The organism is Halosegnis longus (assembly GCF_009663395.1).
Taxonomy (GTDB): Archaea; Halobacteriota; Halobacteria; order Halobacteriales; family Haloarculaceae; genus Halosegnis; species Halosegnis longus.
Map to the genome: position 1 here is coordinate 899,628 of NZ_QKNW01000001.1, position 13,439 is coordinate 913,066.

Consider the following 13,439-nt stretch of genomic DNA (forward strand, 5'->3'; position numbering starts at 1 on the left):
TTATCACTCACGCATCTCGTTCGACGATGACACGCACCGTTGATGCGTACATGACCGTCACAAGTGCGTCCTGAAAGAGAAACTCCACAGAGGGCATATGACTGGTCTCCTCGACTGTACGAGTTTTGAACAAGCCATCTAATTTGTCTGCATCAACAAATTCGGACACCGGAGGTGATCTACTGAGTTCCGGCCAGTCTTCGACAGCTTCCATAAGTGTCTCAATGACCGCATCCGAAACACGGACAGGTCTGTCAAATTCACGCACTATTTGGGAATCTGTACTCCATCCCGTAGGTTCTGACTCTCGGTGCGGAGCGCTTTCGGCCATACAGGATATGTCTTATTCTATGATGAAACCTCTTCTACCCTCTAATATCGGGGTGCCAGATTTAATGCCTATATGGAAAGGCCGACTATTTGGAGCCAGTTTTCCGAATGTCGACAAGCAGGACAGCCCGAGTACTGTAGAACGTGATACTGAGGCAGGTCACGGCTCGGTTGAATCCTGATAGAGAGTTGTCAGCAGATTAGACTCCGCAGCTCGAAGATGCTGGTTGAACGTTGACTGTGCGATATCGAGAGTCTTGGCAATCGATGTCGAATCTGCATCCCGCGGCCAATTAAAATATCCTGCGTAGAGCGCCGTCTGTAAGACTTCTTCTTGCCGGGCGGTAAGAGCTCCATCAAGACGTGCTGAGAGAGAGGTATTAGTTTCTCCTCGCTCACTATCCAGTTTGGATAACAGGGTGAGATCGCTGTAGTCTTCCCGGAGTGAACTCAGATATTCCCCGACGTCAACGGTGAATGGCACGGTTACTGAAACCACGATCTCGTTGGACTCGGAAGCGTTTGTGATTTGATTTATCGCAACTCCTTGGTCGGTCAGTTTCTCGCAAAAGCTGCTGTTCCGCACCGGGACTTTACAGTAGATACCATTTCGAGAGTCGCTCAAAATGACCGTCTCTGGATCGAAACCAGCGGCTTCGAACGCCTCGGGGGTCACGTTTTCACCGGTCACTCGCGCGAACAGGAGGTGATCTGGACACTCAGTCACTACATTCAACACTTCGAAATCCGTCTCCATATCCGAAACAAGAGTTGCAAGGCCAGTATCGTCCTCGAACTGAATTTCGAGAATTGTGCCCCCACCGGATAGAAGCGCCGCCTTTTGCCGGAGTGCTGATATCCCGTGACCTATTATTTGACCGAGCTCTGTGAGGGCTGTCACCTCTTCTTCAGCGAAGGCGTTTGGCAGTTTGGAGTGGACTTCTAATACGCCAAGGATCGAAGCCTCGCTCTGTAGTGGTACAGCCACAATCGAGTTGGTGCCATTTTTCAGTGCGTCTTGTTCCCACTCCGTTTCGGAGCGAGCGGTCATTAAGTCGCTCTCCACCACTGAATCTTCAATCCTGTATGCCCGTTCAGCAGGTGGCAATTTAGAGTTACTCCGTTGGGTATTGTCATCTGCTGAACCGTCGTCCGCTCCCACGTTTTGATATTGGAGCGACTCCGTTTTGGCTCTGACCTCGATCGTATTCGTATTAATATCTTTTTTGCCGATCCAGGCCCCACTAACCAGATCCAGGTGAGCTAGAGCATTACAGACCTCTTGCTCCAGTTCTTCTCGTGTATTTGTACTGATAACCGTGGCACTTATCGACCGTATCAGTGTGTTAATGCGATCCAGTCGTGTCAGCTGTTCGTTTTGCTCGTTTAACCGCTGGTCGCGTTCCCGAAGGGCCGCTTCTTGTGCTGTTCGTTCGAATGCGCTTGCTGCGTTCGCTGCTAACGTCTTTGCCAATTTGTTCTTTCTTGAGGAAATCTCTGGCGTCGTGGTCATCCCCAGCAAAAGAACCCCCTCTGCTTCTAGTGAGTAGAGTCGCCACGACGAGAACTCCTCTGTCAACCACTGGCTTGACTGGGAATCTGCAACGTTTTCCTCGTCGGGGGCCAACTGTTCCGTTCGAGTCACATAGGTCGTCCAGACTGGTGTGTCTCCTTCGGAGATGGTGGGAAGGTCGATTTCAGTAACATCTTCGGTAGATGCGTGCGCTAGTGGGACCAAGCGCCCCGTGTGCTCTTCTCGTGTATATATCGCGGCAAACTCGAATCCGAGTTCACTGACTGCGGCAGTCGCCACGGTTTCGCCGATGCTACGTTCCGAGTCGGCTGTCATTAGATCGCGAGAAACCGCATGCAGATCCTCAAGCTGTTGTTCATACGCGTACCTCTCTGTAATATTGTGGTAGTGTTCAATCCGCCCGCCTGCATAAAGACCAGTTTTGATCGGCCCGCTCCAGTACTCCAACCACTGCTGCTCTTTCGAAGCCGTCTCAGGGATTCGGACGATGGCTTCGACTTCGGAATGCATATTCTCTAGAGAATGAGTTACGAGGTCAGACAGTGTTTGCTCACCTGAGGGATATTCGTTGTACGATTCAGAAGCAATGCGACTGTAGTCAGACCCTTGGATATCGTCTCTATCAACGCCGAGTAATTCTTCCGTAGTTTCGTTTGCCCACACCACCTGTCCGTCGCGATTAACTACAACGATCCCTTCCTCTGATGTGTCCAGGACGTCTTCAGTGAGGGACTGGTACTGCTGTTGTTCCCTGCGCTCTGCTGCTGTTCGTTGCAGGCGCTCAATAGCCACTCGAAAATCCCTGTCTGGCAGGTTCTGGAGATACCGTTCGACCTTATCCTCGAGTTCTGTGAGTTGGTCCGTGAGTGCCTGGTATTTCGGGCTCGTTTCGAGGGTATCTGTGTCCATGACGGCTTCCAAGGTCGATTGGCGTTCTATCAGCGAGAACAGCTCTTGCAGATCTTCGTTGTACTCGGCACGAGTGAGCATCTGGGAGATAACGTCTTCGAGGTCGTCAGCTTCAACGGGCTTTTCGAGATACGCATCGAATCCCATTTTGACGATATCGAAGTCCGGTGTCACCGCAGAGACGATAACCACCTGGCAGTTCGACTCATATTGTCTGAGTCGCGTGAGAACCTCTCCGCCGGATAACCCGGGCATCATCCGATCCAGAAGAACGATATCGACAGTCGCATCGAACGCTTCCAAGGCTTCTTCGCCAGAGTACACAGTTTCGACAACATAGCGGTCTGCGAGCCACTCTGCATACAGCTCAGCCAAACTCTGGTCATCCTCGACGACCAGGATTTTTGTGTTTCCGTTTTGGGTCATAGTTTACGACACGATACCCGGTTTTTGTGAGTCCTCTTGAGCCGGTTGGGTGGGGACTTCCAGTGTGATCTCACTTCCATCGCCCGAGGTGTCGACTGAAATCGATCCCCCAGCACGAGTCACCAGTGCCCGCACCATCCACAATCCGAGTCCCTGCCCGTGACTTAGCGGCGTTTCTTCCCCAGTTTCGAGGAGATTTTTCTCCATATCTGGGAGTCCAGGCCCAGTATCGGAGACACAAATCTCTACCCACCGTTCATCGGCTTGCGAGACACTGATCTGTACGGATGGATGCTCAGTATCGTTCGCTGTGATGGCGTTCTCAACGAGCTCAGAAATCGCCTTCTCAAGGTCACTCGGTATTTGTGATTCTATATTGTGGTCGGCTGTGATAGTGATATTCGCATTAGCATGCTCGTCTTCTTTTTTGGCTTGAATATCCTCAGCTATTTGCTGAGCACTCTGGTGGGAAGCGAGAGCGCTCTCGCTCGTGAGTATATTCTGGAGCTCTTGGGTCTTGTTTGCCATTCTTTCCCACTTGTCGAGAGTGTCTCGGATCGTCGCAGCGTGCTGTTCACGAGTGTCTGTCTCTGTGTCCGACGCAAGCAGATCGACATACCCTCCCAGTTTCGTCAGATCATTTCGGATATTGTGCCGCATAATCCGGTGTAAGACCTGGACGTGTTGCCGACGCTGCTCCTGAGCTGTAATATCTCGTGCCTCGAATACTAGGAAGCTAAGCTCCCCGTGCTGGCTTGAGATCGGCTTGACCGAGAAGTCGAAGCTGGCGAGTCCACCAACGCCTTCTCCTTCCACGTTGAACCGAACGAATGAACCCGAAGATGCTTGAGTAACTGCCTGTCTGATTTGAGTTTGTACTTCAGACGAATGCGCGAACAGAGGGCACTCCCAGAGTGGTGTGCCTCTGCTTTCCTCCACACGTATGCCGCCGAACTCCATGAAGGGGTCGTTTAGCTCGAGGATTTCACCACTCTGGGTCATCAGGCCCGTCAATTGGAACGTTTGATTGAATACGGATTCGAATTTTTTCGTTTGTTCTCTTATATTACTGATGTCACGCATATATAACAGAAACCCGCCAATTGCTTCATCGTCAAAGAGATTCCGTCCACGTGCCTCTACGGTAACCCACTCGTCATCCGCATCCATTGCTTGGAACTCTAGCTGAACGCTTGCATCGGAATCCTCCAGGGCGGGGAAAAACGCTTCCATTACACGTTCCCTATCCTCAGGATGGATAATATCAAAGACGCTCTCTTGATTTAGCTGAGTTGGACCATATCCAAGTACCCGTTCAGCAGAGCCACTAAGATAGGTGAAACACCCGTCGCGATCTAAGATAGACACGACGTCGACTGATTCCTCAACGAACCGCTCTGTTCTACGCCGCTGTTGACGCTGGTTCGTAAGATCTCTGATGACTATCCCGTATCCCAGGAACACTCCATCTTCAGTTTGAAGAGGGACGTATGAGACCTCTGCAGGGAACGAAGATCCATCCTGACGGACTCGCTGTCCTTCGTGAGTACTTTCTCCTGCGAGTGATGCCTGTTTTAATAACCGATCAGCAATCCCACGTTTTTGATCCTGTTCAGGGTGTAACTCTGCTGCTGGCATACCAATTGCAGCTTCTTCGTCATATCCAAAGATGTCGGCTGCACCATCGTTCCAGCTGTCGATCTGTCCATCGTCATCGAGAAGGACAAAGGCGTATTCTTCGAGACTTTCCGAGAGGATCTCGAATCGCTTCCGCTCCTGTTGAATCTGCCGAATCCGTCGTTTTTGATCCGTTATGTCCGTGGCAATCGCGACAAGCCTCTCTCCAGTTTCGTCATCGGGTATCAGAACAGCATCTGTGTGTATCCATCGCGTTTGTTCGTTGGCATCAGTAACTCTAAAATCCTCAGACAAGTCGTTGATCTCGCCGACTCGTTCTAGTGAATCACGAACACGATCTCTATCTTCCGGCGCGACAATCTGTACGAACTCTTCATACTTGTCCGGATCATGGCCAAGTAAATCGACAAGCGTGTCGTCGAATGATATCTGATCCGTCTCAAGACTCCACTCTGCAATACCAGTGTCCGTTCCAGAAAGAACCAATTCGAGTTTCCGGTTCTGTTCTGCCAGGCTCCGAGTCCGTTGCCTCCGACCTGTTACGTCCTGCTGTATGCCAATAAACTTCGAAAGCGTACCATCTACATCAGTGACTGGCGTGACAGACAATCGATTCCAGTATTCACTCCCGTCTTTTCGGTAGTTTTTCAATTCTACTGTTACCGGTTCACCGGCCGCAATCGCCTCTCGAAGCTTCGATAGTTCTTCAGGGTCTGTCTCGGGTCCCTGGAGGAAACGTGGATTACGGCCTAAGGCGTCGTCCTCTTCGTAGCCAGTAATGTCGGTGAATCCTTTATTTACGTACTCGATCGGGTTGTCCTCTCGCTGTGGGTCGGTGATCATGACCCCAACATTCGAGGAGTCAATCGCTTGTTCCTTGAGTTCGAGTTCGCGCTTCCGTTCTCGTTGTGCAGTCTGATCGCGCACAGTACAAACGAGGGGGCCATCATCGATGATGGTCAGAGAGAGATCAGCCGGGAATGTGGTCCCATCCGGTCGGGATCCGGTTACCTTACCCCGCCAGTGGCCCTCCGACTCAAGAACAGGGAAGGCTTCCGACTCAAGACGCTCTACCTCATCTTCGTCATAGAGCATCCGCCATGAGTTGCCGAGGAGTTGGTCAGTATCATCGAATCCATACATACCCACGTGTGTCTCGTCGATGTAGGTGTATTCTCCATCCTCGAGAATAGCGAAGCCGTCTTTCGCATCCTCGACAGCCTGCTGGAACGTCTCTAATTCGCGACGGCGCTGCTCACGGGGTGTGATATCCCGACTGGAAATAACGAGCGATTCGACGCCTGATTCCCCTATAACGGGACGGATGGTCCCGGTAAAGAACTGAATCTCTCCCTCCGGTGTTGGGTATTTGGATTGGAAACTGACGTACTCACCTGACGCCGCTCGATCGATCCAGTCTTTTAGATCGTCCTGTAGAGTCTGAGAGTGTGACCACCACTCTCCCTCCCAAATCGGTTCCCCCAAAAGCTCATCTTTAGCGTGCGAAACGTATTCCAGAGCTGTTTCATTCACATCGATCACTTCACCAGTGGTTTCCAGTAATCCGACCAGCATCTCAGGATCTTCGAACACCGACTCGAAACGCTGCTCATTCTCCCGAAGTTCCGCTTGACGCCGATATTTTTCAGACACGTCACGGACAACACAGACGATTCGATCGTCTTCCAAGCGTGTCAGCGATAGTTCGGTCGGGAATTCTTCCTTGCCTTCTGGAGATGCAGTTACAGTGCCTCTCCACTCTCCATCAGATCGGAGCGCTGAAAGCGCCTCATCCTCTATGCGCTTGATTTCAACGGCATCAGTATACAAATCACGCCAAGTCTGCCCCAGTAACTCATCTTGGTCCTCGAACCCGTACATTTCGGCATGCGTTTGATCAACGTACGTGTACTCCTCGTTCTCCAGAATAGCAATCCCATCACTCGCGTTCTCGATAGCCGACTTAAACGACTCTAGGCGACGCCGGCGTTCCCGCTGTTCCGTCACATCTCTCGCAACGGTATGCATATAGGCCGCCCCATCGCGCTCGATCCGACGGTTCGAGAACTCGACATCAACTTTACTATTGTCGCTCCGAAGTAGTTTCGCTTCAGTGGTTGCTGGTTCGCCGGCTAAAATTTGGTCGTGGTAATCCTGATAGGCATGTAAGTCGACCTCTTCGTGAAGATCGGGAATACGCATCGAGAGGAGTTCCGCTCGCTCATAGCCAGTTAACTGGCAAGCAGCCTGATTCACTTGGACGAAGTTCGCATCTGAATCACTAATGAAAATGGCATCGTTGGAGCCTTCAAACAACGTGTGTGTCCAATCACGCTCGGCCTGTAGCTCCTCGACGTATCGGATTCGTGAAATTGCGTCTTCGAGATTCGAGGCGACGAGTTTCGCCAGTTCTGCGTCTTTCTGAGTAAAGGCATCCACTTCAGTAGCTCCGACACTCAAGACGCCGAAGTCCGAGATTGGCACGAGAATTTCGCTCCGAATCGGGGTGTCTGAATTATACGTGCCGTCGGCCTCGTGGACATCGTCGAACACTTCCGGACGGTTCTGTCTGTACACACGTCCGGCGAGAGAATCAACTGGAAGGATAGGTGCATCGCCAATCACCTCTTGTGCCTCGGTTGATTCGGCGATTGGGCGGAGTTCGTTTCCCTCTTCATTGTACTCCCAGATCGCCGAAAGAGGCGCATCAAAATTGAGATCCAACATTCGGACAGCAACGACAGAGACGTCCTCGATAGAACCAGCTTGATTCAGTTCCGAAGACAACTCGAGAAGTCCTGCGGGGGTATGGTCCGTGTACGCGTCTCCATCGCTCATACATCCGATGTTGTTGTTCCGCTGTATTATGTTTTCGCTTGGAGAACCATTTCATATCGGCCCCAATAGAATTGGTTCGATAAATATAGGGTACAGCTATTCAGCCTTGAGAATCAATCGTGGTAACAAGATGTCGACGGAAGCAGTTGCGGTACTCGGGCGGAAATACAGCGTAGATATACTGCGGGCGGCAAGGGAACCGCGATCAGTCAGCTGGCTGAGTCAAGAGCTAGATATTCCGATTGCCACTTGTTACAGACGTGTGAAGGAACTCTCTGAGAATATGTATTTAGAAGAGGTCACTGCGGACGAGAGCAGGGACAGAACACAGTACTGTCGAACGGCGGATAGTATTGAACTCAACCTTGCATCTGACGTATTGCTTAGCGGCTCTCGATCTTGGGAAACTCGAGAAGTACCAAGGGATACAATACCGTTAGATTCCGTTACGCTTGATGAGTTCTCCCAGACGATTGATATTGTCGAAGACTACTTCGGGAGTTTGATCGACGATGTTGCTGTTCATGCATCCATTTCACGCCGGCAACTTGTGGCGGTGCTGGCACGCGCCCAGCTCTCGGGTCACCAACTCGACACCGAGGGACTGACCGATAACGGCGACATCGTCCACCAGTCGAACGATGAGACACTCTTTTGGCTTGACGGTGATTTCTGGACGGAGCTGGGCGGGCTCCACTACTTGAGCCCAGACGAGGGACGAGCTGCCAGAGAAGTTCATCGCCGACTCATCGAGGCGGTCGCCGGAGACGTCGCCGACTACAACCGCGAGCGCGATCCGTTTATTCTCATCACGCAAACTCCTGGGTGTTGATATCGTTTTATTTGCTCCGTTCAATATCCAGGTCTATTGTGAGCTTCGGCCGCTACCGACCGTAGTATGTCGGACAGAAGAAGTCCTCGGTCGGGTATCATCGTTCTCGCTTCTTGACGGGTTGATTGGCGTTACTTGGGGAAGCGTCGGACTCACTGTTTGAAAAAAGCCCCTCCGTGCGGCTTGACCAAATTCGAGTCGTGTCTGTCGAGAACTGAATCCATTCGGTGGCTGGCAGTCTCGACGACGCGACAATGGGCGAAATCGACGACGCGCTCAAGTTAAGTCACGGGTTCGGCTGATCGAGAGACCCTGTACAAAGAAATCAGTGTCAGATCCGTATGCATTGAGACGACCAGTCTCAACTTCAGGAATAGTCGGTTGTGACCAGAGACGCAGAATCGGCAACGAAAAGCTTCGAGCGCTACGCTACGGAGCTATACGACCAGCACGTCGTCGCGCAGTTCGTACTCCATCTCGCGGGCGACGCGGTCGCGAATCTCGGAGCCGAACGCGCGCTCGACGAGATAGAACCCGGCGTCGAGTCCGGAGGTGACGCCTGCCGCGGAGACGACACCGTCGTCGACGACGCGCGCGTCCGCGACCTCCACCCCCGAGGCGGCGAGGTCATCGCGCGCGACGGCGTGGGTGGTTCCTTTCTCCCGGAAGAGACCGGCTTTCGCCGCCAACATCGCCCCGGTGCAGACGGTCGCGACGTTCGTCGCCTCGGGAAGTGCGGCGAGCCGGTCGGGAATCCGGCCGTCGTCGTACTCCGCGCGCACGCCCGGCCCGGGGTCGCTCCACCCGCCGCCGGGAACGACGAGCAAGTCCGGCTCACCGAGTTCGCCGTCGCTTCCGGCCCGGAGCCCGTGGCTCGCGGTGACGAAGTCGCGGGCGTCGAGCGTGACCATCCGGACCGAGCCCTCCTCGTCGGCGTATTCGAGCGCGTTCGCCAACACCTCGTAGGGACCGACCGCGTCGAGTTCGTCGAACCCGTCGTACAGCAGTATCTCTACGTCCATGCCGGCGGTTCGCGGGGTGCGCGATTCAACCTTGCGGCGGGTCGATACACCACCGGGAGACGAAAATCAGGTGACGCCGCCGGATCGGGCCTCGAACTCCTCGTGGGCGCGGGTCTCGTAGACCCCACGGAGCGTCTCGATTACGTCGAGCACGTCTTCGAAGCCGGTGTACAGCGGGGCCGGCGCGACGCGAATCACGTTCGGCGGGCGGAAGTCGACGACCACGTCGCGGGCTTTGAGCGCCTCGGTGAGCCGGTACGCCTCGGGGTGCTCGATGGCGACGTGACCGCCGCGACGGGAAGCCGCGCGAGGTGAGCCGACGGCGAACGAGTTGGGGAGCGTCCCGACGAGGTCGACGAGGTAGTCGGTGAGCGCGACGGATTTCTCGCGAATCCGGTCGATACCGGCCTCCAACGTCACGTCGAGCGCGCCGTCGAGCGGTGCAGCGGCGAGAATCGGTATCGTGCCGATTTGGAACCGGCCCGCACCCGCAGCGGGGGTGAACTCGTGGCGCATCTCGAACTGCGTCTCCTTCTCGTGGCCCCACCAGCCCGCGAGCGCGGGATGCAGGTCGGCGTTCGATTCGTGGCAAAACAGCCCGGCTATCGCCCCGGGACCGGCGTTCAGATACTTGTAGTGACACCAGACGGCGAAATCGACGCCGCGGTCGTGCAGCGAGTGCGGGACGACGCCCGCAGAGTGGGCCAAGTCGAAGCCGGCGTACGCGCCGTGTTCGTGCGCGAGGTCGGTCAGCCGCTCGATATCGAGCAGCTGCCCGGACCGGTAGAAGACGCTCGGGAGAAAGAGCACGTCCACGTCGTTCTCACGGAGGGCACGCTCGACGGCGTCGGGGGTAATCGTTCTGCCGTCGTCGGATTCGACGACCGTGAGGTGAGCGTCGGGGTCGAGCCCGCGCTGGCGGAGCTGGGCGCGGATGGCGTAGTGGTCGGTCGGGAAATCGAGGTCGTTGACGAGAACGGTCCCCGGGTTCGCAGCGTTGGCCGCGCTCCCGTCGTTCGCAGCGTCGTAGAAGGTCGCGATGAGCGTGTGGATATTCGCCGTCGTGGAGCCACAGACCGCGACCTCACGGTCGCGCGCGCCGACGAGCGGGGCGAGTTTCTCGCCGAGTCGCTCGCCGTAGTGGAACCAGTCGGGGTCGGCGTCGGTCCACCCTTCGACCGCGTGCTCGCGCCACTGCTCGACGGCGCGGTCTAAACTCGCCTCGGCGTCCGTCGACAGCGCGCCGAGGGAGTTGCCGTCCATGTACGTCCCCGGTACGTCGAACCGCTCCCGGAACGACGCGAGCGGGTCGGCGTCGTCGGCGGCAGTCGCCGCCACGCGGCGCGCGTTCGGGCCGGCATCGACCGATGGCGTCTCCATACCACCGTGTTCGTGTGCGAGTACAGGGGTCTTTCGGACGCACGGAGTAAATCGTATGTTGCGATATAGAATCGGCGTTTCGACTACTTGCGTAGCGACGGTTCCACGTCTGAGGACAGCTGTCGAGTGGGAAATGTCTGATAAGTGCCATGGGCTTTGAGTTGTTCCGGCTTTATAACGCCGATATGGCCCTCCGACGGCGGATGCTCCTCCTCGGTTCGACCGGCGTACTCACCATGCTTGCCGGCTGTAGTGGTGTTTCGTCTGTACTCGACTCGACCGGTGAGTCGCCGCCACACTGGGTGACGGTGTATCTCGGCGACCGTGAGGAGACACACGACGTGACGGTTACGGTGCGTGATAGCGACGACGAGACGCTGTTCGAGCAGTCGTACCAGCTCTCGGACGGGAACGAGGCCGACGAGGACGCCACCTTTCCCGCGTCGACGGGCCCCGAGACGGTGGTGGTCACCGTGGACGGGACGCGGTTCGAACGCGACTGGCCGGGATTCGAGACGGAACAGCTCCCGTGTGACGGGCCGAACACGTCGGGTATCGAGGTGTACATCGAGAACACCGACGGCCGCCCCGGGATTCGAATCGAACCGGATTGTCAGTCGGTGGGTGAGTCACGGTAACGTCACGTACCCCGAAGCTTGAGGGGCGCGCCGGCCGACACTGTTGCATGAGCGAACCGCTGGACAGCGACCTCGCGACGATTGTCGACGCCTTCGCGGCGACCGGCGTCCCCGACTGGCACACCCTCACGGTCGAGAGCGCGCGCGAGTTGGAAGACGACGTGTTCGCCCCCGACCGAGAGACGACGGTCAGATACACGCGCGATGTCGAAATCGACGGTCCCCACGGCTCGGTTCCGATACGCGCCGTTCGGCCGGCCGTCAGCGGTGAACTCCCGACGGTCGTCCTCTACCACGGCGGACTGTGGGCGCTCGGCTCGCTGGACTCCGTCGAGGATATCTGCCGAGAGATCGCGGTCCGGGCGCCGGCCGTCGTGGTGGCGGTCGATTACCGGCTCGCGCCCGAACACCCGTTTCCGGCGGGCCTGGACGACTGTATCGCCGCGTACGCGTGGGCGCGTGACAACGCCGACGCCTTCGGGGGCGACCGCACCCGCGTGAGCGTCGCGGGGACGAGCGCCGGGGCGAACCTCGCCACCGGCGTCGCCCGCTTCTGTCGCGACGGCGATATCCCGACGCCGGACCGCCAGACCCTGCTGTATCCGATGGTCGACGACGACCGGACGCGCGAGTCCTACACGGAAAACGAGTCGGGGCCGCTGCTCTCACGGGACGCAATCGAACACTTCTGGGAGGCGTATCTCCGCTCGCCGGTCGACCGCGCGAACCCCTACGTCGCGCCGCTCCGCGGCGACCAGTCGGGACTACCGACGACGACCGTCGTCACCGCCGGTCACGACCCCCTCCGCGACGAGGGAGTCGCGTACGCGGAAACGCTCGAAACAGCAGGAGTCGAGACGGACCACCACCACTACCCGTCGATGTGTCACGGCTTCCTCTCGCTGACGGACGGGGTCGCGGTCGCGGACGAGGCGATGGACGCGGTCGCCGACCGTATCGTCGATTAAATCGCGGCGAGCCCGCCGTCAACGACGTGGACCTCGCCGGTGACGTAGCCCGCGGCGTCGCTCGCCAGATACACGGCGGTGCCGGCGATCTCCTCGGGGTCGGCGAACCTATCTGCCGGAATCCCGTCGAGCAGCTCCTCGCGAATCTCGTCGTTCCCCCGGACGCCCTCGGTGAACTCCGTGATGACGTAGCCGGGCGCGAGGCAGTTGACCCGAACTTCGGGCGCCCAGTCGGCCGCGAGCGTCTTCGTCATCCCCGCAATCGCGTGTTTCGAGGCGGTATAGGGAGCCTGTGACGGCAATCCGACGACGCTCCCGACGCTGCCGATGTTGGTGACGGAGCCTTCGCCGTCGCGGTCGGTGACGCGAGTCGCGAACTCGCGGGTACACCGGAAGGTGCCCGTCGCGTTCACGTCCATGATATGCTCCCACGTCTCGGTGTCGAGGTCGGTCGCGTCTCCGAAGAAGGGGTTCGTCCCCGCGTTGTTGACGAGCGTGTCGACGGGACCGAACTCGCGTTCTGCCGTGTCGAAGACGCGTTCGATGTCGGCTTCGTCGGTCACGTCACCGACACAGGCGACGGCGTCTCCGCCGGCGTCGTGGATGCGGTCGACGGTCGCGTCGAGGGCGTCCTCGCTGCGGGCGACCGGGACGACGGCCGCGCCGGCGTCCGCCATCGCGACGGCGATCGCCTCGCCGATACCGCGGCTCCCGCCCGTGACGACCGCGACCGACCCGTCCAGTGAGAACATATCGAGTGTCATGGTCGAACGTGCGCCGGGGACCCCAAGACTGTTTCCTCGGTGAGGGAGCCGACAGCGCAGCTTCGTTCGCACCGGACGCCGATTCTGTATCGCCACATGCGATTTATGACTCGCGGCGTGCCACGAGTGGCTTTTGCGTCTCCGGCGGGTAGCAGGCCGC

The 13,439-nt window shown here is 57.0% G+C and carries 9 protein-coding genes and 1 pseudogene; 4 read left to right on the forward strand and 6 right to left on the reverse strand.

All coding sequences use genetic code 11. The features are described 5' to 3' along the window. Window positions 1–7: 7 nt before the first annotated feature. From DM818_RS15355 to DM818_RS05015, 3 genes are all read right to left on the reverse strand, one after another. Window positions 8–331 (reverse strand): HalOD1 output domain-containing protein, encoded by a 324-nt coding sequence (locus DM818_RS15355; protein ID WP_159436340.1) that lies wholly within the window; start codon window positions 329–331, stop codon window positions 8–10. Between the two features lie 159 nt (window positions 332–490). Beyond that, entirely contained in the window at window positions 491–3,199 is a 2,709-nt protein-coding gene (locus DM818_RS05010; protein WP_075937810.1) for a response regulator, read from the reverse strand. A 3-nt stretch (window positions 3,200–3,202) separates the two neighbouring features. After that, the gene (locus DM818_RS05015; protein ID WP_153952386.1) at window positions 3,203–7,675 is read right to left on the reverse strand and encodes a PAS domain S-box protein; all 4,473 of its coding nucleotides are present in this window, start codon (window positions 7,673–7,675) and stop codon (window positions 3,203–3,205) included. A gap of 430 nt (window positions 7,676–8,105) precedes the next feature. Between DM818_RS05015 and DM818_RS05020 the strand changes: the two genes are divergently transcribed. Then, complete coding sequence (locus DM818_RS05020) at window positions 8,106–8,507, forward strand: hypothetical protein (RefSeq protein ID WP_075938451.1); 402 nt, start codon at window positions 8,106–8,108, stop codon at window positions 8,505–8,507. Window positions 8,508–8,638: 131 nt separating this feature from the next. After that, a pseudogene (locus tag DM818_RS15360) lies at window positions 8,639–8,809 on the forward strand (type II toxin-antitoxin system PemK/MazF family toxin); the annotation flags it as partial. A gap of 135 nt (window positions 8,810–8,944) precedes the next feature. On the opposite strand, the gene DM818_RS05030 reads toward DM818_RS15360, so the two are convergent. Together DM818_RS05030 and kynU are read right to left on the reverse strand one after the other, a co-directional pair. Further along, a complete protein-coding gene (locus tag DM818_RS05030; RefSeq protein ID WP_075937808.1) occupies window positions 8,945–9,529 on the reverse strand; it encodes a DJ-1/PfpI family protein in 585 nt (194 codons plus the stop codon). A 66-nt stretch (window positions 9,530–9,595) separates the two neighbouring features. Continuing rightward, a complete protein-coding gene (kynU, locus tag DM818_RS05035) occupies window positions 9,596–10,909 on the reverse strand; it encodes a kynureninase (RefSeq protein WP_075937807.1) in 1,314 nt (437 codons plus the stop codon). Window positions 10,910–11,094: 185 nt separating this feature from the next. Here kynU and DM818_RS05040 point away from each other — a divergent pair, with 185 nt between their 5' ends. Together DM818_RS05040 and DM818_RS05045 are read left to right on the forward strand one after the other, a co-directional pair. After that, window positions 11,095–11,547 (forward strand): hypothetical protein, encoded by a 453-nt coding sequence (locus DM818_RS05040; RefSeq protein WP_197738605.1) that lies wholly within the window; start codon window positions 11,095–11,097, stop codon window positions 11,545–11,547. Between the two features lie 47 nt (window positions 11,548–11,594). Further along, window positions 11,595–12,515, forward strand: a complete 921-nt coding sequence (locus tag DM818_RS05045) for an alpha/beta hydrolase (protein WP_075937806.1) — start codon at window positions 11,595–11,597, stop codon at window positions 12,513–12,515. Here the strand turns inward: DM818_RS05045 and DM818_RS05050 are convergent. Then, window positions 12,512–13,279: an SDR family NAD(P)-dependent oxidoreductase gene (locus DM818_RS05050; protein WP_075937805.1), complete on the reverse strand. Its 768-nt coding sequence runs from the start codon at window positions 13,277–13,279 to the stop codon at window positions 12,512–12,514. The two genes, DM818_RS05045 and DM818_RS05050, sit on opposite strands and share 4 nt — an antisense overlap. Window positions 13,280–13,439: the final 160 nt, after the last annotated feature.